This window comes from Rhizobium sp. BK399 (genome assembly GCF_014194695.1).
Taxonomy (GTDB): domain Bacteria; phylum Pseudomonadota; class Alphaproteobacteria; order Rhizobiales; family Rhizobiaceae; genus Rhizobium.
This window is the reverse complement of record NZ_JACIAH010000015.1, coordinates 1-19,164: the sequence shown is the minus strand read 5'-3', so window position 1 is coordinate 19,164 and position 19,164 is coordinate 1. Positions and strand designations below refer to the sequence as shown.

The 19,164-nt window shown below is 59.9% G+C and carries 15 protein-coding genes and 1 pseudogene; 12 read left to right on the top strand and 4 right to left on the bottom strand.

The window, feature by feature from the left end:
• Positions 1–33: 33 nt before the first annotated feature.
• Positions 34–2,274, bottom strand: a complete 2,241-nt coding sequence (locus tag FHT97_RS24070; protein WP_246712759.1) for a multicopper oxidase domain-containing protein — start codon at positions 2,272–2,274, stop codon at positions 34–36.
• A 354-nt stretch (positions 2,275–2,628) separates the two neighbouring features.
• Here FHT97_RS24070 and FHT97_RS24065 point away from each other — a divergent pair, with 354 nt between their 5' ends.
• From FHT97_RS24065 to FHT97_RS24025, 9 genes are read left to right on the top strand one after another with little or no spacing between them, the layout of a single operon-like run.
• A complete protein-coding gene (locus FHT97_RS24065) occupies positions 2,629–3,837 on the top strand; it encodes a type II secretion system F family protein (RefSeq protein ID WP_183864492.1) in 1,209 nt (402 codons plus the stop codon).
• Positions 3,838–3,842: 5 nt separating this feature from the next.
• A complete protein-coding gene (gene gspG / locus FHT97_RS24060) occupies positions 3,843–4,307 on the top strand; it encodes a type II secretion system major pseudopilin GspG (RefSeq protein WP_183756572.1) in 465 nt (154 codons plus the stop codon).
• On the top strand, positions 4,282–4,740 hold the full coding sequence (locus FHT97_RS24055) for a prepilin-type N-terminal cleavage/methylation domain-containing protein (RefSeq protein ID WP_183864491.1): 459 nt from the start codon (positions 4,282–4,284) through the stop codon (positions 4,738–4,740). The genes gspG and FHT97_RS24055 overlap by 26 nt, the downstream gene beginning before the upstream one ends.
• Positions 4,741–4,748: 8 nt before the next feature.
• A complete protein-coding gene (locus tag FHT97_RS24050) occupies positions 4,749–5,159 on the top strand; it encodes a prepilin-type N-terminal cleavage/methylation domain-containing protein (protein WP_183864490.1) in 411 nt (136 codons plus the stop codon).
• Positions 5,156–5,800: a hypothetical protein gene (locus tag FHT97_RS24045; protein ID WP_183756501.1), complete on the top strand. Its 645-nt coding sequence runs from the start codon at positions 5,156–5,158 to the stop codon at positions 5,798–5,800. Before FHT97_RS24050 ends, FHT97_RS24045 begins: the two co-directional genes overlap by 4 nt.
• Positions 5,790–6,662 (top strand): type II secretion system protein GspK, encoded by an 873-nt coding sequence (locus tag FHT97_RS24040; RefSeq protein ID WP_183864489.1) that lies wholly within the window; start codon positions 5,790–5,792, stop codon positions 6,660–6,662. The genes FHT97_RS24045 and FHT97_RS24040 overlap by 11 nt, the downstream gene beginning before the upstream one ends.
• Positions 6,663–6,678: 16 nt before the next feature.
• Positions 6,679–7,728, top strand: coding sequence for a PilN domain-containing protein (locus tag FHT97_RS24035; protein ID WP_183756503.1), 1,050 nt, complete (start codon positions 6,679–6,681; stop codon positions 7,726–7,728).
• Positions 7,725–8,285, top strand: a complete 561-nt coding sequence (gspM, locus tag FHT97_RS24030; RefSeq protein ID WP_183756504.1) for a type II secretion system protein GspM — start codon at positions 7,725–7,727, stop codon at positions 8,283–8,285. The genes FHT97_RS24035 and gspM overlap by 4 nt, the downstream gene beginning before the upstream one ends.
• The gene (locus tag FHT97_RS24025) at positions 8,282–8,734 is read left to right on the top strand and encodes a hypothetical protein (RefSeq protein ID WP_259130833.1); all 453 of its coding nucleotides are present in this window, start codon (positions 8,282–8,284) and stop codon (positions 8,732–8,734) included. The genes gspM and FHT97_RS24025 overlap by 4 nt, the downstream gene beginning before the upstream one ends.
• Positions 8,735–8,754: 20 nt before the next feature.
• Here the strand turns inward: FHT97_RS24025 and FHT97_RS24020 are convergent, their stop codons facing one another.
• Positions 8,755–10,449, bottom strand: coding sequence for a GspE/PulE family protein (locus FHT97_RS24020; protein ID WP_183756505.1), 1,695 nt, complete (start codon positions 10,447–10,449; stop codon positions 8,755–8,757).
• Positions 10,450–10,750: 301 nt separating this feature from the next.
• Between FHT97_RS24020 and gspD the strand changes: the two genes are divergently transcribed.
• On the top strand, positions 10,751–12,784 hold the full coding sequence (gene gspD / locus FHT97_RS24015) for a type II secretion system secretin GspD (protein ID WP_183864488.1): 2,034 nt from the start codon (positions 10,751–10,753) through the stop codon (positions 12,782–12,784).
• Positions 12,784–13,368, top strand: coding sequence for an A24 family peptidase (locus tag FHT97_RS24010; protein ID WP_259130829.1), 585 nt, complete (start codon positions 12,784–12,786; stop codon positions 13,366–13,368). The genes gspD and FHT97_RS24010 overlap by 1 nt, the downstream gene beginning before the upstream one ends.
• Before the next feature lie 13 nt (positions 13,369–13,381).
• On the opposite strand, the pseudogene FHT97_RS24005 reads toward FHT97_RS24010, so the two are convergent.
• Together FHT97_RS24005 and FHT97_RS24000 are read right to left on the bottom strand one after the other, a co-directional pair.
• Positions 13,382–14,367 (bottom strand): annotated as a pseudogene (locus FHT97_RS24005) (substrate-binding domain-containing protein).
• A gap of 315 nt (positions 14,368–14,682) precedes the next feature.
• Complete coding sequence (locus tag FHT97_RS24000; RefSeq protein ID WP_210296777.1) at positions 14,683–15,186, bottom strand: hypothetical protein; 504 nt, start codon at positions 15,184–15,186, stop codon at positions 14,683–14,685.
• A 450-nt stretch (positions 15,187–15,636) separates the two neighbouring features.
• On the opposite strand from FHT97_RS24000, the gene FHT97_RS23995 reads away from it, so the two are divergent.
• Positions 15,637–19,164 (top strand): N,N-dimethylformamidase beta subunit family domain-containing protein (locus tag FHT97_RS23995; protein WP_183864486.1); only part of this gene is annotated, 3,528 nt, incomplete at its 3' end.

The following is a 19,164-nucleotide window of genomic DNA, read 5'->3' as shown; positions in this document are numbered from 1 at the left end:
GAACAGAGAAAGGCTGCGCAATCAGCGCAGCCGTCATGGTTGGGGATTGGTGTTCAGCTGGGCCTGCATCTGCGGCTGGGTATTCGTCCACCCCTTTGGCGCACCTTCAGGCAATATTTCCGGCGTGGTGAAGAAGACGCCATACTCGGTCGGATTGGGCGTTGGCGTCACCGCTGCCTGCGGCGTCCCCGCAACGCCAGTCAGCAACTGAATGCGCGCCAGCATCGCGAAGTCTTCGTGCACCGTGTTGTGGCAATGGTTCACGTAGGACCCACCAAACTCGCCGAACTGGATCTGGAACGTCACGCTGCCGCTTTCTCCAAGCCGCCAGACGTCCTTCCGCTGCAGGTTCTCGGTCGGTGGCGGAGCCTGGCCATTCCGCAGCATGGTGATGCCTTCCTCGAAATGCAGGTGAATGGGATGATCCCAGCCGCCGCCGCCGTTCTTGTAGGTCCAGTGCTCCACTTCCCCGGCCTTGGGAATGAGCAGGGAAATCCGGTTGGCGTTCATCGAATGCGCCGTCTCGCCGTTGATGCGAATGGTCCATGGGAAGGTCACGGTCTCACCGCAATCCGGCGTGCAGCCATTCGGCCCACGCGAGTCCCCGGTTCCCGCCCTGCCGAATTCGACCATGCGCGTGCGCACCGGCGTCACGATCGGAATTTGTTCCGTGAGCGTTGCTGGAACCTGGCTCTTGTCGGGATCGGTGGCGCGAAGAATGACGCCCGGGACATCGACGCTTTCAACAGCCCCGACGATGCGGAACTCCAGCATCGGCCCGACGACCGGATCGTCCGGCGTACCCTGTAACGCCTTTGCGAGACTAAGCTCTTCCTTGGGGCGTCGCCCATCTTCATGGCGCAGATGATTGACGACCTTGATGCGATCGCCGATCTTGAAGCCAGAGAAATCAACAACGAAGTCGTAGCGTTCGGCGATCCCCTGCACTGGCAGAGCCGGAATCGTCAACGGTGTGACAACGAGGTTGCCGTCGTTGGCAATGAACTTGATGGGAACCGGATTACCCCTGGCATCGGCCAGTCCGAGCTTTAGGAAGCGTGACATGCACGCGTTCAGGACGCGGAATCTGTACTTGCGTGGCAGCACCTCGAAGAAGGGTGCGAACCCGAAGTTGACGAGCGGGACGTCGCCCAGCATGCCGTCGGTGTCGAAGATGTCGAAGTAGAGCTGACCGCCGGCGTCGCAGGCGCAGTCCGAGAAGATCAGATTGACGTCGAAGTCGGTGTTACCCCATCCGAGAAGCTTGCCGCTTGGCAGGCGCAGATTGACGCCGTCATTCAGCTCTTCATTGCCCCGGTCCGGGCCGCTGTAGTAATTGATGGCGCCAAGGTTGCCCTTGTAGACGTTTTCCGCCGTGAAGAAGAAGCGGTGGTCGTGCGCCCACATCGTTCCCTGCAGTTCCCGGAAATCACCAGCCACATTGACGAGGCCGATATTGTCGTCGGGACCGGAAGCACGCGGGTCGCCGGCCTGGGTATTGATCTTGTCGCGCCGCGCCAGCGCCGTACTCCAGCGGTAGTCGTAGAACGTACCGGGGAAGTGATGCACATTCGCGGCTCCGTCGCTTTCCGCACCGTTATGAGCGTTATGGAAATGCAACTGGGTTTCATTGCGCCCGAAGCCGTTGTTCGCCTTCCGGTCGGTCGGCAGGTCATTGTAGATGCGCGTGATGATCGGCTCGCCATAGCGCCCCTTGATCAGGAATGGCGGCAAGCCGCATTCGCCAGCGCGACCCGACGCATAGGTCCAGCAGCTGTTCGGCTCCTGTACCGGGAAATGGTCGTGGAAATAGCTGTGGCCGCCCGTTTGCGAAATCTGGCCAAGCCGCATGATGTAGCCGACCTTGGGGAAGAACTCGTCCCATCGCTGGTGCGCGAACACCTCGCCGGGCGGCCGTCCCTCGATCGGCCCGTGATGCGTCAGCGGATTGATAAACGCCCCATTCGCGGGGTCAGCGGAAAAATCCGTGTGATAGGAAAGCCGCTTGGCCGGCCGTTCGCCAAGGCCGGCCGGAAAGGCCGCATGGCCCTCAGCCGTCCGTGTGATCGGCAACGGTTTCAGATGGTTCAGCCGATGCATCGGCTGAGAAAATTTCTGGATGCCGAACAGCGGTGTTCGCGGTGTTCCTGTCGGAACCGACGCATAGGCGCTCGTTGCAAACGGGCTTAGCCCGTTCTTGCAGGCGAGATATCCGCTTGCCGTAAAGATCCCCCATTTGAGTAATTCTCGACGGGTGACCTGCCCCTGGTTCAATGCCCAAACTATCTCTGCCCGATTATCTCGAGCAAGTTGTGCTTCTCGTTGACGGATTCTTGACGCGTTTTTAGAGATATACATTCGACCAGCCCCCAATCAAATGTAACGAGTTCCATCAATGCGTGACGGTGGCCCTACAATACACCCTAAAACTTGTGAAAACAAACAGGATCGTAGTATTTTTAAAATATTCAGTTTTTTTCAGAAACAAACCGTCGAATTTATATTTTCTAAATAGTGGGACGGTTGAATGTTTTCCCGAATTTCGTATAATTACCCTGTACTTATTTCCAGATATGAACTCGATCGATACTGTATGAATTTTCGACGCATCAGGGGCGATGTACGAAAATGCCAAACTTCAGGTACCGGGCGATCGATCTCTCGGGGCACATGCTCGAGGGTATTCTGCAGGCAAACTCCAGCGCGCTGATGGCCGCGGAGCTTGAGCGTCGGTCCCTGTTTCCAATTGATATAGAGGAAGTGAAGAAAACAGGCGCAGGACTGGGCCTGTCGTTCCAGTCGACCCCGTCCTACGACGATGTAACAGCTTTCACGGAAGATCTCGCTGCCCTCCTTTCTGCAAGTGTTGCCCTGGACCGGGCGTTGCAGATCATCCATCAATCCACAAAGCGGCATGCGCTCGGCAACATGACGCGTTCGCTTCTGGACGTGGTTTCAAAGGGACACAGCTTCGCCGAAGCGATCGACGCCTATCCGGCGGCATTTCCCCCGACCTACATCAAGATGGTCGAGGTCGCCGAGGTTGCCGGCAACCTTGACGTCACGCTGCAGGTGATTGCCCAGGAGCGGCGGCGGGGTCGGGAACTCAGACGCCGCCTGACCTCGGCACTCGCCTATCCTGCATTTCTGGTCCTTGCAGCCGTGGGCGTCCTGTTTTTCGTTCTGACCGTCGTCATTCCCGAATTCGACAACGCGCTGGTCGGCATGGGCGCGGACGCGAAGGCATCGACCTCGATCGTCTTTACCCTGTCGCGCGCGGTCGCGGCCAACAGCACGCTGATATCGGCCATCGGTGTCGGTGCGCTCTGCCTTGCCCTCGTCATCACCCGCAGCAAGACGGCAAAGTCGATCCTCCTCTCCCTGCTCGGTTATCTCCCAGGCTTCGATACGCTGCTGATGCAGGAGCGCGCCGTCGTCTTCTGTTCGACATTTGCCATGCTGCACAAGAGTGGCGTCGATCTGCCGACATCCCTTCGCCTTATACGCGGCTTGATGCGTGACGAGCACTCCGCAGAGGTCGTGGCCGAAGTTCTGGCAAGGGTCAGAGACGGCAGTCAGCTCACCGATGCCCTTTCCCGCGTTTCCTTCCTTCCGCCCTACGGCCTGCAGATGCTTCGGGTCGGTGAAACCACCGGAGACACTAGCAAGGCCGCGCTGCGGGTTGCAACCTACTACGAGACCCGGCTCGACCGCTCGATTGCCCGTGCCACGGCGATCATCGGCCCGCTGGTGCTGCTGACTGTCAGTGCCCTGATCGCCTGGATCATCGTTTCGGTGATCACGGCGTTGCTCAGCCTGAACGATCTACTGATGTGACCGCCATGAAAAAGCCGTTGCAACACCCACTGCCAACCACCCGCAAATCGCCCCGGCGCCGCACGGTAAGGGGCGACGGAGGCTTTACCCTCCTGGAATTGCTGGTCGTGCTCGTGATCCTCAGCCTGGTTGCTGGCATTGCTGCTCCGCGCGTTCTTGGTTACCTCTCGGAGGCTCGTGTGCGTGCCGCACGGCTGCAGATCGAAGCCCTGACCTCGGCTTTCGATCTCTTCTACCTCGACACCTCGCGCTACCCCACAGAACGAGAGGGCCTCACCGCGCTGGTCAGCGGCTCGGCGATCAAGCGCTGGAAGGGCCCTTATATCCAGCAGGCCTCGGTTCCGCTGGATCCTTGGGGCCACGAATATCAATACCGCATTGGTGACAAGGGGCGACCCCAGATCATTTCCTTTGGTGCCGATGGCGTTGAAGGGGGGGCCGACAATGCCGCAGACATCGCGATCCAGTAGCCATTCTTCGAGTGATGGCGGTTTTGCGCTGCTGGAACTTCTGGCAGCACTCGCAATCATTGCTTTCGTGGCGGCGATGGCACTGCCCTACATGATCAACGCCGGCCAGGCGATGAGCCTGAAGGTTCAGGCAGCGGAGATCGCGGCACTCCTGCGACAGGACCGGAACATCGCGATGGCGGAAGGCCGCACCGTCGTATCGACCATCGACACGCGTCGCGGCACGGTCCTGTCCGGTTCCTCCGCAAGACGGGTCATGCTGAGCGAAGGATCTGCGATCCGGGTGGAGCGCGCCGCGCACGGCCGCATGGTATCCTTTCAGGCCAATGGCCGCTCCTCCGGCGGGACGTTCGATATCTCGGGACCGCGCGCGACCTTCCGCATCTCGGTCAACCCGCTGACGTCAGGCATTGCGCTGTCAGCACTCGAATGAGGCCCGGCATGTGTGCGGCCCCCACTAAGAGTGCCCCGAATGCACACGACCGGCGCGATCAAGGATTTACGCTGCTTGAGGTTCTGGTGGCCGTCGCCATCCTCGCAGCTGTTCTATACGTGGTCCCGAGAAGCCTGGTCTCGGCGCGCGCCTCCGTCGTTCAATCGCATGCCTGGCTCGAAGCACGGCTGGTCGCCGAGGAAGTCCTCGCCGAGGAACTGCAGGGAAAGATCGTTCGTCCCGGCACGTTTGCTGGCGTGAGCCACGGACGCAGGTGGCGTGCCGTCATCACACGATCTCCCGAGGCCGAAGGGCGGGGGCCGGAGGGACAGACACTGCTCGAGGCGAGGCTTTCCGTCGACGTATCGTCTTCGCGACGGCTGGCGGTCGATCGACTGTTGGTCGGAGTGGCTGAATGAGGAAGGAGCGCAAGAGTTCAGAGGGTGGTTTTGCCATGCTGGAGGCCCTGGTTGTCCTCCTGCTCAGCGCGCTCGTCTTTCAGGCGCTGCTGTTGTCGGCCTATCTCGTGACCCGGTCTTCTGCGGCGGCCAGTCGCGACGCCGGAAACATCGAGCGTCTTGCCACAGGGCTCACTGCCCTCAGGCGCGACCTGTCAGAGGTTGCTGCCATCAAGACCAGCGAGCAGGCCGGCGCGCCCCTCCTGTTTTATGGCAGTGAAACTGCAGTCGGTCTCGCGACCGGCTCCGCATCCGATCAACTGGTCTGGATTTCAGTCAGATCTGGCGCTCTCGTCCGGTCTGCCCTCGCGCGATTTCCCTCGGCAACCAGTTTTGAAAAGGTGAGCGCCGCTCCACCGACGGCACTGCTGCAGGGAGCATGGGACTATCGCTTCTCGTTTGCTGAAAACACCCGGAAAGGCTTCGTGTGGAGCAATTCCTGGTCCGATCGCCCGACGCTTCCCGATGTCATTCGCCTGCAGATATGGAGCAAGTCGGATTCGCGGCGCGCACCTTTGACGCTGGTGGTTTCCCCCCATGTCGATCCGCCACGGCTATGCCCGGAAGGCGCGAGCTGCGAGGGAGGTCCCGATGCAACGTGATGGCGGATATGTCACGCTGGCAACCCTTGTCGTATGCGGCTTGCTGGCAGGAATAGTATCGACGCTGGTGCTGTCGGCGCAGCCGACCCTGGTTCTCACGCGTCTGGGCGTGGACGATCTCGTGACCGAGAACCTGCTCGACAGCGGCGCCACGGCGTCCGCCTACCTTCTTTTTACCGAAGACAGAGACGCTGCATTCGTCGACGGTCGCATCATCACGCTTTCGACCGGAAGTGTCACCCTGCAGGTTGCCGCCGAAGCGGGACGGCTCGATCTCAATGCCTCTCCGCCCGAACTGCTGAAAGGGCTATTCAAGGCAGTCGATGGCCAGTCGCTTTCCCCCGACGCGTTTGCGGCGCGGGTCGTCGACTGGCGCGACGGAGACGACGAGCGGACACCCGAAGGCGCCGAGCGCTCCGACTACAGGGGGAACGGAGCAAGCGGTCTGCCCATGAATGCAAAATTCCAGTCGGTTGGCGAGTTGCGCTTTCTCAAGGGACTGAGCGAGAATGACTACATGAAACTCGAGTCGTTTCTCACGGTGCACAACCGGACTGGCATGCTTGATCCGGGAGCGGCCTCCCGGAAGGCGCTGCTTGCGATCCCGGGTATGAGCGAGGCGGACGCCACGACCATTGCAGCGTTGCGTAACGACGAAGACAGCGACGAGCGGCGTGCCCTGGTAAAGAGATATGAAGGCTTCCTCACGGTGGAGAGGCCGACCGTCTTTCGCGTGAACCTCGTTGCCCACAGCAAAAGCGGCCGGGTCGGAACCGCCGAGATGGTCGTCGCCGACGCAACCGACACCCCCAAAGGCTATGTCGTCTATGCCTGGACATTTACCGGAACGGGGGGACGTTGATGGCGAGATGTATCGAATGACCGGGATAACCACATCGATCAAACGAAGCTTTTCAGCCTTGCTCGGCGAGATGGTTTCCTGGCAGGCCGCAGCGAACATCCCCCGCAGGAACCGTGGAACATTTCTCGTTGTCGAGGAGCCGGCGAGGCTCGTTTGCTACCGCGTCTCCAGGGCGGGGCCGATCCACAAGGCCGAGGGACCCCGTGATGAGCTCGGCTGGCTTAGCAGCGTCGTCGGAACACAGCCAGTCGAAATGCGGCTTGGCGCGGATCGTTCGGTCGTGCGATCGCTCAAACTCCCGGCGGCAAGCAGACACCATGTCGATGCGATCATCCGCCATCAGCTCGAACAGCTTCTTCCATGGCCCGCGGACAAGATGACGTTCGACTACGATCTTGAGGACGGCGAAGCGACCGACACCGCCGATCAGCTAGATGTTCGCGTCGTCGCGGTCTCGCTCGCTGCGATGCGGTCGGCGATCGATCCCCTCGAGGCTGTCGGCATCAAGCCCGTCGTCGTCGGACTTGCGACCGATCCACTCGCGAAGTCGAGTAGGATCAATCTGTTACCGGGCGCGAAAGCGGCACTTACGGCGAGACGTACGCGCATCGCTCTCGCGTCCCTTTGCGTCCTCGCGGCAATTGGGGCAGCCATGCTGTCAGTTGGCGGCTTTCAGCTCCAACAGGCAACGCAGGAGAAAAAGCAGATAGAAGCCTCCCTCGCCAGCCTTCGCGGCACGATTGACAAGGCGCGTCAGAAGGCGGAACAGGCCGACAGTTCCAGCGCGAAACTGGCGCGCAAATGGGATGCCGCCTCCATGGTTGTCCTGATCGATGAACTCTCGAAGATCATCCCCGATACGACCTATCTCACCACGCTTGATGTTGCAGATCGAAATGTGCGTATTGCAGGATTTTCCGCCAATGCCGCGCGGCTGATCAGTATCATCGAAGACTCAGAGATGCTCGAAGCCGCAAATTTCTCCGCGCCGGTCGTCCGCGATGGCGACAACGGCAAAGAGCGGTTCGAAATCCTGGCCCATCTTGCAGGAGCCAAAACACAATGAACCGGAAGCAGGGCGCCGCGAGAAACGTCAGAATGGCAACGATTGCTGTGCTCGCTGGCCTGTTTTTCGTTCCTGGGGCGATAGCGGCATGGAGCGTGATGGAAGCACGTGGGCTGTCGCAGGAAAATGCCGAGCAGCGGCTGTCCCTGGAGGCACTCAAGACCAGGCTCGCGGCGCTCGAAGGCAACACGGATGACAAAGACGGCGATGGTGCCGCGATCTACCTCCCAGGCGACACGCCGGCTGTCGCAGCCGCCGAATTGCAACGCCTGATGACCGATGTGATCGGCGAGACCGGAGCAAAGATCGCTCAGTTTGAATTCGTCGACCCCGGAGAGGATGCACCCGACGACGGCGCCGTCGAAATGCGCGTTCTGTTTGAGACGACCACGGAGCCGCTGCAGCAAATTCTCTTTGCGACGGAAAGCAACCCGACAGCCCTGCTCTTCAAATCGATCACGATCGAGAGCGCGGAAACAAGCGTCAGCAGCAGGGAGCCGCCTGTACTGCGCGTTTCAGCCTCGGTCGAGGGCTACTGGCGAAGGAGCAAGCTGTGACCGGCTTGAAAAGATCTGGAATTGTGACGGGCGTCGCCCTGGTGGCGATGGCGGGCGCGGCTCTGTCCCAATCGGAGCCCAGCGCTCCAGCGACGCCGTGGCTGAGTGGCGTGACCCTTGATAAGCTCGAAGCGACCCGGCTTCACCCGCTGTTTTCACCCTCAAGGCAGCCCCCGGTCGCTGATGAGCCGGTCGTAGACGTTGCGCCAGTCATTGCCAGTGTCTCCGAAACGTCGCCATCTGCACCTGAGATAAAGCTCGTGGGGATCATTTCGATCAGCGGCAACCGCCAGGCACTCCTGCAGGACCCCGCGAGCGGCCAGATCCATCGCCTGAAGGACGGCGACAGGCTTCAGAACTGGGTCGTCTCCATCGTCGACAACCGTACGGTCAAGCTCGAACAGAACGGCCAGCGCCAGGACTATCGGATGTTTGCCCCGACCCAATAGCGCCCGTCAGATCTTAACGCTCAGATCGTAACGCGCAGAACCTCCTCGATCGACGTGATGCCCTTTCGGTATTTCGCAAAGCCATCGTCGAGCATCGTGGTCATGCCGGCACGCACCGCCGCTGTCTGGATTTTCTGGGGATCGACGTCATCGCGCATGAGCCCGCTGAGCTCGGCATCGACGGGCAGGACCTCGAATATCCCGACGCGTCCTCGATAACCGCTTTCCCCACAATAGGCACAACCGACTGCACGGAAATAGCTGTCCCCAGGGCGCGGGACGAAGCCGCGACGCGCAAGGGCGGCATGCTCAGCGCCGGCACCATCGTTCACAGGCGCCCTGCAGCGTTCGCAGAGCCTGCGGACAAGTCGCTGTGCGATGACACACCGCAAGGCGGACGCAAGGAGGAAGGTTTCGACGCCGAGATCCATCAGCCGGATGATCGCATCGGCTGCGCTGTTGGTGTGCAGCGTCGTAAGCACTAGATGCCCCGTGAGCGCTGCCTGGATGCCGATCGACGCGGTTTCGCTGTCACGCATCTCGCCGACCATCATGATGTCGGGGTCCTGGCGCAGGAAGGAGCGCATCGCATTCGCGAAGGTCAGATTGATCGATGGCTTCACCTGCGTCTGGCTTACGCCGGCGATCTGATACTCGATCGGATCCTCGATGGTCATGATCTTGCGTTCGGGACTGTTGAGGCTGGAGAGCGCCGCCGTCAGCGTCGTCGTCTTGCCGCACCCCGTCGGGCCGGCAACGACGATCAGCCCATGCGGCTCGGCGATCTGGGTGCGCAGAATAGAAAAATCGCGGGCGGCCATGCCAAGTCGGGAAAGATCAAGTGCCTCGGCACCCTTGACGAGAATTCGGGCAACAAGCGCCTCGCCATGCAAGGTTGGCATCGTCGCTACACGAAAATCGGCGCGCGTCGTGTTGATGGTGATACGAGCGCGCCCGTCCTGCGGCAGCCGGTGCTCGGCGATGTTGAGTCCGGCGAGAATCTTGATGCGTGAAACGACACCACGAGCGATATCGTTCGAGAGCGGCTGCATGGTCCTCAGCATGCCATCCACCCGCATTCGCACCCGCACGCCATCCGGCTGGGGCTCGATGTGGATATCGGTTGCCGACAAGTTCAACGCGGTTTCCAGCAATTGGTCGACGGCCCTGACGATGGGCGCGCCGCTCGCGAGATCATGAAGGCGATCAAGATCCTCTTCGGCCGCACTCTGCGAGCGCGCTGCCGTTTGGTCGGCAGGCGAAAGGACGTTTGCCCGATCCTTAGAAAGCAACCGTTCGAAAAGCATCGCCATCTCTTCGAACGTCGCCACTCTCATTTCCACGCGTTGTCCGAGCGCGGCCGCCGCCGCCTCGATCGCCTCCTCGCGTGTCGGGTCGGCGATCACCAGAATCTGCTGGCCCTTCTCCAGTGCCGGAAGCGCCCATGCCGCGCGCAGGAATCGCGGCGACAGATCGGCGGTAAGCTCGGGCCGGAACTCTATCTGGTCGACGGCGGCGCGACCGAGCCCGTGAAATTCGCCAATTGCCTCGGCGAGCTGATCTCCCGACAGTACGCCGGTCTCCCAGATTTGACTGTAGCTCGAAGGGGGAGCCTTCAACATCCGCTCAAGCGACACCCTCTCGGATGGCCCGACCAGATTATCGTTCGTCGTCAGATATCGGACAAAGTCCGTCAACGTCGTTGCAGTGGCCATCCAGATATCGCCTCGTCTGCGCTGCGTCCTTCCTGCGATTTGCAACAGCGTCCGCCAAGTTGAACGACAAGTCCATGCCGACCTTTGGGTAAGATATCAGGCCGTTACGGTTTGCCTACTGTAAGATGTGCATAGTCGCCATTAGCGATAACGCGCCCCCTGAAAAATGCTAGGTTCGGATACTGGAAGCTAGAGAATCAGTTGAGGGGAGATGGGACCTAGCAGTGCAATTGGTCGTGCAGGCCTGCTGTTCGGATGGTGTGTGTTGGCCACCGGATGCGTGCTGCCCGATCATGGTTCCATGGATAGCCCCAAGTCTATCCTCGGTTCCGTGACGAATGCAGACCTGTCCGCTCGTTCGCCGCGCCCTGACGGATCGGTGGCGTCTCACAACGCAACGAGCTCGGGCCCCCTCCAGGCAGTCACATTTGTGACGCCGGGCGATGGGGTCGTAGACCCTATCCATACGGGGCAGACGCCGGCCGCAGGCGAGGTCAACCTGAACTTCCAGGGCGCAGAGCTGCGTGAAGTGGTTCAGGCAATCCTCGGCGACACGCTTGGCCAGACCTATACGATCGATCCGAAGGTCTCGGGCTCGGTGACGCTTTCGACGGCCCGCCCGGTCGCAAAGGGCGAACTGCTGTCGATCCTGGAAACGCTCCTGAACATGAATGGCGCCGACCTCGTGAAGCGTGGCAACGCCTACCAGATCGTTGAAGCCGGTTCGGCCGTAGCTGGGCAGACAACGGTCAGGGGAAGCGGCCCTGGCTTCGGCATCACCATCCTTCCCGTCCGCTATATCGGCGCACAGACGCTTGCCCGTCTGATCGATGGCTTCGGCGCAAGGCCTGGCGCAATTCGTGTGGAAACGACACGCAATCTGCTGGTCATCGCCGGCAGTGGTGCTGACCGCCAGGCCGCGATCGAAACGGCAGGCGCGTTCGATGTCGACTGGATGAAGGATCAGGCGGTTGGCATTCTACCACTGCAGAATGCCCGGCCCGAGGCTGTTATACCTGAACTCGAACGCATATTCGCGGCCAAGGGCAGCGAGAACGGTGCAATCCAGTTCATGCCGATGCCGCGTCTTCGCGCAATTCTGGCGGTGTCGCAAAGCCGCACGCTGACGGAGCGCGCGCAGACATGGGTTCGTCGGCTCGACCGGGAAAACCCCGATTTCGGGCAGAGCGTGCATGTCTACCGCGTGAAATACCGGGACGCGACGAAGATTGCCGAGCTGCTGCAAAAGCTGTTCTCGACTGGCGACGACACGGAAAGCGACGAAAAACCAGGGGCAACTCCAGCGTCTGCTGACACCGCCGATGCTGCTGCCCAGCCAGCGGACGCAAGTGCCGGCCAAACCGGCGGCGGCGGAACCGACACGGCCGAGATCGATCCTGCGCGCTTCGGTCAACCGACATCAAACGAACTCGGTGCCGACGCGGTGCGCATTCGTGCCGACCCTTCGAACAATTCCATTGTGATCTACGGCGATCTCGAAATGCGCCAGCGGGTGCTCGGTGCGCTGACCCGGATTGACGTGCCGCAGTTACAGGTGGCAATCAGCGTCACGATGGCCGAAGTGCGCCTGACCGACGACATGCGTTTCGGCGTCCAGTATTTCGTCAAGAGCCATCACCTCGGAGCGGGATCGGACAACGGTTCGGTTGGCCTCTTCAACGTGCTCGCCGACAATATCGCGCGCGAAGTGCCCGGCTTCAATTTCGTTCTTGGCTCCGAAAGCAGCCCTGACATCATCATCAGCGCCCTCGACAAGGTCACAGACGTTCAGATCCTGTCGTCCCCGTCTCTCGTCGTGCTGGAAAACGAAGTTGCGCGCTTCCAGGTCGGCGACCAGATCCCGATCATCACGCGCACCGTTACCCCTGTAGACGCGGCTGATGCGCCTGTCAGCAACGAGGTGCAATATCGCGATACCGGCATCATCATGAATGTCCGCCCACGCATCGCCGAGAACGGTGTCGTAGCAATGCGCATCGAACAGGAGATCTCCTCGTCTTCGTCGCCGGACAGCCTGACGCCGACGATTTCCAACCGGAGCATTTCGAGTTCCGTGTCCGTCGTCGACGGCCAGACTGTGCTGCTCGGCGGCTTGATCAGCGAACAGGCACAGCGCGCAAAGGACGGCATCCCGGGCCTCAATCGGATGAAGGTCGTCGGCAATCTGTTCGGCAGCAAGAACCGCGCCAATACCCGGACAGAGCTTCTGATCCTGATCAGGCCCATGGTCATTCGTGACGGTCGCGATGCGCAAAGCGTCGCCGAGGAGCTGCAGTCGAAAATGTGGGGAATGGGCGGGCGCAAGGTCAAATAGTGCAGTGGCCAAAAACCATCGATACACGTCTGGCAGCAGTGGCGATCGCGGCACTGGCTGCCCTTGTGGTCGGATTGACGACCCTGCCATTGCCGCGCGCAACCCTCGGCGCGGTGCTTGCCGCCCTGGTGACCTTGGTTACAATCGAGGACTGGCTCAATTTCAGGGTTCCTAACCTTCTGAATCTCGCGCTGGCAGCGATCGGGGTCGGCGCATTCCTGCTCGGTCTCGATCCGCTGGGTGACGATGTGGAGAGGTCATTGCTTGGTATCATTGCAGATGCAGCGCTCACCGGCGGATCACTGCTTCTGGTACGTGAGGTTTACTTGAGGCTGCGTGGTATCGAGGGACTTGGGCTTGGCGACGTAAAGCTCGGTGCGGCTGCCGGCGTATGGGTCGGATGGCAGCAATTCGCCCTTGTCGTCTTTCTCGGTACCCTTGCCGCACTTCTTTTTGTTCTCGCCAAAAGCAGGCACCAGGGCCATTGGCCCGCAACGGCTCGCATCCCCTACGCGTCGTTTCTGGCACCTGCCATCTGGGCCGGGTGGTACCTGGCACAGTGGAGCAACCTCCCGTTATTCTGAGAGGCCGTGGGCGCTATGCCCCCCTGATTGATCCCCGCCAGATCAGTTCGGCATGAAGCTTGATCGACTGCACCCCATTCTCCGACTGTGGCCCTCGAAAACCATTCGACTGCGTTTGAAGCGATCGTAGAAAACGGCCAACGGTTGTCAGGTCGTAGGAAGACCACGAGGCCTGCTCGATATCGTCGAAGCCCGCGATGCATAACTCGCCCGGTATTGACGCGTTGCGTCCATGAAACCGCAAGCCAGGAGGTCGGTTGCGCAGAAGACCGCATCCGGGCGCTCTGCGCGCGTCAATATTCGCTGAGCCAGGACCCTGCCCGCTTCGCAGCCCGTCCACCCATGACGCTCGACTGAAACCTCCATTCCAAGGGCCCTTGCCGCAGCGATGAAGCCCCGCTCTCTGGCTATGAGGCTCGGTGTTCCCGCGTTGGACTTGGCGAATTCGAGCTTTCGACATCCGGCCCGGACGAGCGCCGTCACCACGCGTCCGGCGTCCTCGTAGTCATCGAGGTTGATCCGCAGCGGGCCGGGCTGCGCATCGTCGCGATTGATAAGGACGAGACGCTGCCCGTTGCGCAGGTAAAGCTCGGCAATGGACTTATCAGGCATGCCGGAGAGAATGATTGACGCATCCGCGCGATAACGGATCGCTTGCCTGAGAGTACGATCAACACTGCCATCGGCACGGTCCGTATTGACAAGCATCGCGACCTTGCCAGCGTTCTGAACCAGCAGTGTAAGCTGTTCCAAAAAGGGCAGAACGGTAGGGCGTTGCAACGTCGGAGACGATCAGGCAGACGATGCCGCTCTCATTTCGCATGAGACCGCGAGCAAGTTCATTGATGTGGTACCCAAGCGCCTCGGCTGCTTCGAGCACGCGCCGGCGCGTCTCTTGGGACACGCTGGCGCCCGGCGTAAATGTCCGCGACACCGCAGATCGTGAGACCCCGCCTTTTCAGCCACTTCCTGGCTGCTCACAAACACTTTTGCGGACACGGCTCGATCTCCATTTGCAAGATTTTGCATATTGCTGCAAAAGCGTGCAAGCCTCCCGCCGGCAGTGCCGGATGAAACTTTTATGACGGTCTTGGTCAAAGTCGCTGTTGGGTTCGCCTACACTTGCCCGCGTTTGTATATTGGGAACATCCTGTGGAACGAGCGCATGAGCGTGCTAGGGACCCGACATTTCTCGGTCTCTGCCTTACGCAGACCCTTGGATTGAATTTGCGGCGTTCGTTCTCTTTTGACAGAGACGGATCAATGCTGGGCCGCGCCCGCTAAGTCCGCGAAATGCGCTGATCATCGCATCGTCTATTGGAGAATCGTCCGTCGCCGCATCTGACGATGGAGTTCTGCTCGCCGCCATTCGCTCGCGAGCAGCACGATGACAATACCCGTCATCTCAAGGACCCAGTTCCACTTGAGGCCCCATAGGTGGCTGCCGATGAATTGGTCGAAATGATAAAAAGATGCTGCTCGAATGACGCCGTAGCCCACCACAAGCATCGATCCCGCGAGGGCCAGCCAAATTTGGTGTGGGAGTCTTCTTGCGAAGAAAGCCGCTATTGGCAACGCAACCGCGCAAAGGGCGACAACGCCTATGATAAAGACAACGCCTATGATAAAGTAGAACTGTACCGTTCGACGCTCGTCATACCACCCCTCTGATGCAGCGATCATCTGGCCAATCTCCGTGAAAGCGGACTGGAGGTCGAGTTGCTTGTTTATGCCCAGTAAGAAAAACATGATGGCAATTCCACGCCAGATGAAGCCGTCAAATTGCTTGCTCGAGCCCGGTGAAAGGACGGTTGCCATCGTCCTGCGGCAGCTCACGCATGCAACAAAATAGAGTGCGACGGTAATCCATCCGCCAATCGTGGGATCACCGATTCCCGGCCTCCAATCGAAGTGATACGGCACCTGGATCCGCCCAATTGTGCAGCTAGCTTCATCGCCTTCGCTCGCTGCGGCGATGAGCGTTTAGTTACTTAGTCTCGATCTGTAGCAGCGCCTGAGCAACTTGGAAAAATGAACTATAGACGAGCCTGAAGCGTGCTTCCGGATCACTTCGCGGAGGCAACATGCAAGCATCGAGGCATGTCGGTTTTCTCGACCAATTCCTCGCTAGCTCAGGTCGGCGAGTGCCATATCATCCTATCGGCGTAGGGTCTGCAACGTCGAGTACCGCTCTTTGCTGTCGTACACTTTCGCGGCAAACATGACACGATTGACACCTGCTGCATTTGCGACTGGGGGGTGGATTTCATGCTGAGGATCAACATCAAGAACCGTGACTATCTGAGCGCGTTCGGCGGCACGTCGACCGTTTACAGCGCAGTGGCAACGGGCGGCTCTCTTCTCGCGAACGCAGCTGTTGGTTCGTCAGCCGGTGCTCCGCAGATTACTGATCCCAGCGCTGTCGGCTCCGTGAACTCGCTCACGGGATCGCAAACCACTCTGTCTCCTTTGACGAATGATCCAGCCGCGACGCAAATGTCGCCGGCTTCAAGCGCTACCTCCACAAGCGACGCGACCGGTGGAGCTAGCCGGACGCTGACCGCCGATGCGACATCGACGGCAAGCTCCTCCGCTACTGATCCAGAGACGACAGCTCAGCCCCGTACCGTATTGCCCCCCGATCCTTCCACACCACTTGCCGCGATCTCGCTAGAGTCCTCTCTGTCGGTTGCCTCTGACGTCACGCTGCCGGTCTCAAGCACGACCGATACGTCGAGTATTCCGGCCATGACGTTTTCGGCTGCAATCGTCGGAACCACTGGCGTGGCAACGGCTGACGTGGGAACCACTGAGCAAGATGCGTCCGCCGCGCCAGCGCCGATGACCCTCGCTGCGACCGCATCAACAACAACGGTGGTGGCCGTCACTCAGACGGTAGCGGCTACTCCGACGCTGAACAAGATTGCCCTCGAAAACATGAAGCAGGGCAACCCGATCAGCGAATGGGGCATCGACGGCGACGGCGGCGGTACCATCCAGGGCTTTGCGACCGAGATTAGTACCAATATCGGCCAGACCGTTGACTTCAAGATCGCAACGGACTCGACCCACTACCGCATCGACATTTATCGTCTCGGCTATTACGGCGGCGACGGCGCGCGCAAGGTTGCCTCGATCGACAAGTCCCTGACGACGGCTCAGATCCAGCCGCATCCGATCGTCGATATGTCGCTCGGCCTGATCGATTGCGGCAACTGGTCGGTTTCGGCAAGCTGGGAGATCCCAGGGGACGCAGTATCGGGCGTTTATTTCGCCAGACTGGTCCGCGAGGATGGCGTCGAAGACGCCAGCATTATCCCGTTTGTGGTGCGCGACGATGCCTCAACAAGCGACATCGTCTTCCAGACCTCGGATACGACCTGGCAGGCCTATAATGCCTGGGGTGGGGCGAGCCTTTACTACGGACAGGTGCCTGTCGACCCGGCTGATATGATCGGCTACCTGCCTCCCAATTGCAGTTGCGGCCTGACGGCAATCGGCCGCGCATCGGCGATCAGCTACAACCGCCCCATCATCACCAACACCAGCCCCGTTGGCGGCACGCATGACTTCATCTTTGGCGTCGAACATTCGGCGATCCAGTGGTTGGAGCAGAACGGATACGACGTGTCGTATGTGACGGGCGTCGATGCTGCCCGCAATGGCAATCTGCTCCTCAACCACCAAGCTTATCTCTCCGTCGGGCATGACGAATACTGGTCTGCCGAACAACGTGCCAACGTCGAGGCGGCACGGGATAGCGGCGTCAACCTTGCATTCTGGAGCGGCAACGAATGTTATTGGAAGGTGCGGTGGGAAAGCAGCATTGATGGCAACGGCCAAGCCTACCGGACCATGGTTTGCTACAAGGAGACTTGGGGGACCAGCACGGATCCGAGCAGTGTCGGTACCGGCACGTGGCGCGATCCACGCTACGCGGACCCCGGACAGGAGCCGGAGAATTCGCTGACCGGAACCATGTTCACCGTCGACAGCTACCGGCTTGATACAATTTCCATCCCCTATGACTATTCGAACCTGCGCTTCTGGCGAAACACCGACGTTGCCAACCTACAGCCCGGAGAAACATACAATCTCGTTCAGAACCTGCTCGGCTACGAATGGGATTCTGACGTCGAAAATGGGTTCCGACCAGACGGGCTGATCAACCTGTCCCTGTCCACAGTGGCAGTGAACACCTATCTTCGGGACTATGGCACTACCATCGGCGATGCCGTCGTAAATCATAGCCTGACGATGTATCGAGCCGCAAGCGGAGCGCTGGTATTCGGCGCAGGCACCGTATTCTGGTCGTGGGGATTGAACGATCAGCATGAAGGACCGGAAACGCCGACAGACCCGAACGTCCAGCAGGCTATGGTCAACATGTTCGCGGATATGGGAATCCAGCCAACGACGCTGGATGCCAGCCTTATTCTCGCGACGCAGTCCACTGACAACGTCAAGCCAACATCAACGATTACGTCGCCAATCATTGGTGCGAGTTTCGTCGAAGGCCAGCACGTCACGATCGCTGGAACGGCCCAGGACTTCGGCGGGGGGATTATCGCCGGTATCGAGGTATCCACTGACGGCGGACAACATTGGTTCAAGGCATCCGGACGCGAGAACTGGAGCTACAATTGGGTCGTCCAGGCGAGCGGCACCTATACGGTCATGTCGCGTGCCGTCGACGACAGCGTCAACGTGGAGACGCCATCATCCGGAAAGCAGGTTACAATTACACTGCCGGATACTACCGGCCTTTGGACACTGGCATCAAAGCCAGCGCTCGAGACTGCGATCGACCGCGACGGTGTCGAACTCGGGATCCGTTTTCAGTCAACCATCGGTGGCTTCGTTGAAGGAATTCGCTTCTACAAGGGTTTCTATAACATTGGTGAGCATACGGTCAGTCTGTGGGATGCCAATGGCACGTTGCTCGCCACAGGCGTATCGACAGGCGAGTCCATTTCGGGCTGGCAGACAGTTACCTTCTCCTCGCCAATTCATATCCCCGCAGGGACGACATTCGTCGCCTCCTACCATAGCAACGGCTACTATTCTGTCACCGAGAACTATTTTGGTCCCGGTTCGACATACGCAAATGGCGTGCTGAAGGCAGTCGATGGTGGCGGTGTTTATGCATACGGCGCCAGCAGTACTTTCCCGGGCAATAGCCCTGGCGGTTCGAACTATTGGGTCGATGTTGTGTTTGACGCCGGTCCCAACACGGCACCTGTGGCAACCGACGACGGCGGGTTCACCATCGCACGCAACGGCAGCCTGACACTGTCATTCGCCTCTCTGATAGCAAACGATACCGACGCCAATGGTGACGTACTTACCATTTCCGGGGTTGGCAATGCAGTCAACGGAACGGTTGCGCTGGACACTCAAACGGGCAACGTGATCTTTACACCGAACGCCAATTACGTTGGTCCGGCAAGCTTCAGCTACACCCTCTCAGATGGACGAGGTGGCACCGACCAGGGAAGCGTGAGCCTTTCCGTGGAGGAAGTTGCGGCCGGCGTTTCGCTGTTTCAGCCAAATGAAGGTCCGACCGGACAAGCCTTTAGCGACCGATCCGCGGTCGAGTTGGGCATGAAGTTCACCTCATCGAGCAGCGGTACGATTACCGGAATTCGTTTCTATAAGGCGGCCGGCGACACTGGGGCGCACACCGGATCGATCTGGAGTTCTGACGGCACGCTCCTGACGACTGTAACTTTCACCAACGAGTCTCTCAGCGGTTGGCAAACCGCAAAGTTCTCCAGCCCGATCCAGATCCAGGCC

Coding starts and splice junctions, on each gene's coding strand:
- FHT97_RS24035 (WP_183756503.1), top strand. CDS start 6,679: ATGACCGGGATAACCACATCGATCAAACGAAGCTTTTCAGCCTTGCTC.
- FHT97_RS24045 (WP_183756501.1), top strand. CDS start 5,156: ATGAGGAAGGAGCGCAAGAGTTCAGAGGGTGGTTTTGCCATGCTGGAG.
- FHT97_RS24050 (WP_183864490.1), top strand. CDS start 4,749: ATGTGTGCGGCCCCCACTAAGAGTGCCCCGAATGCACACGACCGGCGC.
- FHT97_RS24055 (WP_183864491.1), top strand. CDS start 4,282: ATGCCGCAGACATCGCGATCCAGTAGCCATTCTTCGAGTGATGGCGGT.
- FHT97_RS24065 (WP_183864492.1), top strand. CDS start 2,629: ATGCCAAACTTCAGGTACCGGGCGATCGATCTCTCGGGGCACATGCTC.
- gspM (WP_183756504.1), top strand. CDS start 7,725: ATGAACCGGAAGCAGGGCGCCGCGAGAAACGTCAGAATGGCAACGATT.
- FHT97_RS24000 (WP_210296777.1), bottom strand. CDS start 15,186: ATGGCAACCGTCCTTTCACCGGGCTCGAGCAAGCAATTTGACGGCTTC.
- gspG (WP_183756572.1), top strand. CDS start 3,843: ATGAAAAAGCCGTTGCAACACCCACTGCCAACCACCCGCAAATCGCCC.
- gspD (WP_183864488.1), top strand. CDS start 10,751: ATGGATAGCCCCAAGTCTATCCTCGGTTCCGTGACGAATGCAGACCTG.
- FHT97_RS24040 (WP_183864489.1), top strand. CDS start 5,790: ATGCAACGTGATGGCGGATATGTCACGCTGGCAACCCTTGTCGTATGC.
- FHT97_RS24020 (WP_183756505.1), bottom strand. CDS start 10,449: ATGGCCACTGCAACGACGTTGACGGACTTTGTCCGATATCTGACGACG.